Source organism: Oleiphilus sp. HI0128 (assembly GCF_001635365.1).
The window spans coordinates 1-1513 of record NZ_LWGG01000414.1; the positions used below are offsets into that span (position 1 = coordinate 1).

A 1513-nucleotide genomic window follows, 5' to 3' on the forward strand; every position below is an offset into this window, starting at 1 on the left:
CGGAGTTGAAACGCTCAAAGAAGCTGAAGAGTTCGAGCCCTTACCAAGAGATGAGTATGACAAGCTGTTTCAGGCACCAAAAGAGCCTGATTCGTCAAAAGACCTTCAAAGCAATACGCAAAACGACAAGCCTAAGCAGTCATAACATGGCCTCCGTAATAAGCTAAGCATAGTAAAGACATGAGTAAGACTTCTGACAACGCAACTGAAAACGACACTGTAGTCGACCAAGGCCAGCCTCTAATCAGCCATCTGATAGAATTGCGCACACGCCTCCTGCGTTCTGTGCTTTGCGTTATATTGATCTTCGCAGGCCTTTACTATTTTGCCAACGATATCTACCTGATTGTCTCAGAGCCACTTAGGGTCTTTTTACCCGAAGGTAGCACCATGATCGCGACCGATGTCGCATCACCCTTCTTTACCCCCTTCAAACTGGCACTAATGACGGCACTGTTTATATCAATGCCTTATGTGCTCTTTCAAATATGGGGTTTTATCGCACCTGCACTCTATGAGAATGAAAAACGGCTCGCCTATCCTTTACTGCTATCGAGCATAATATTGTTCTATCTCGGCATGGCATTCGCTTACTTTGTCGTCTTTCCTTTGGTGTTTGGCTTTTTCACCAGTGCCGCACCTGAAGGCGTCACTGTAATGACCGATATTAGTCGCTATCTTGACTTCATTCTAAAGCTATTCTTCGCATTTGGCTTAGCCTTCGAAATCCCAATCGCAACCATTATTTTGGTTGCGGCAGGTATTACCAGCTCAGCTAGCCTAAGTGAAAAACGCCCTTACATCGTGGTTGGTTGCTTCGTTATCGGTATGTTATTGACGCCTCCAGATGTTATTTCGCAAACTCTTTTAGCAGTTCCAATGTGGGCTCTCTTTGAAGTCGGAGTGCTGTTTTCAAAACTCGTCGAAAAGAAGCGCAACGAAGAACCTGTAAGCGAATAACAATTAGATGAACCTGCTACTGTTATTCCCCGAAAATATGCACAGCGAAACACTGGCTGAGATTTCCGGTCGTCAACTCGAACATATGCATGAGACTCTAAAGTCAAAAGTTGGAGATAACATACGCGTTGGCCTGCTCAATCAGCAAATTGGCCTAGCCACTATTACAGCTCTCACTACGGAGTCTGCCAAACTCGATATCGAGTGGCAAAAAGAAGCGCCCGCACCACTCCCCTTAACACTCATTATTGGTCTACCCCGACCAAAAATGTTAAAGCGAATCATTCAAACCGCCACAACAATGGGCGTGAAGAAAATCTATTTCCTCAATGCCTGGAAGGTAGAAAAGAGCTTTTGGCAAAGCCCCTGGCTAAGTGAAGAAAAAATTCTAGAGAATTGCATCCTTGGCTTAGAACAAGCTCAGGATACCGTGATGCCCGAAATTCATATCAAAAAGCGCTTCAAGCCCTTTGTTGAAGATGAATTACCTGCACTTTCCAAAGGTACACGCCAACTAGTCGCCCACCCTAGAGAAGAACAGGTCTGCCCACAT

2 protein-coding genes are annotated in these 1513 nt (G+C 45.1%); both read left to right on the forward strand.

What is annotated here, in order from left to right; all coding sequences use genetic code 11:
- Positions 1 to 180: 180 nt before the first annotated feature.
- Positions 181 to 960 (forward strand): twin-arginine translocase subunit TatC, encoded by a 780-nt coding sequence (gene tatC, locus A3763_RS05080; protein WP_068510193.1) that lies wholly within the window; start codon positions 181 to 183, stop codon positions 958 to 960.
- Between the two features lie 7 nt (positions 961 to 967).
- Positions 968 to 1513: RsmE family RNA methyltransferase (locus A3763_RS05085; protein WP_068759927.1), on the forward strand; the 546-nt coding region annotated here is incomplete at its 3' end.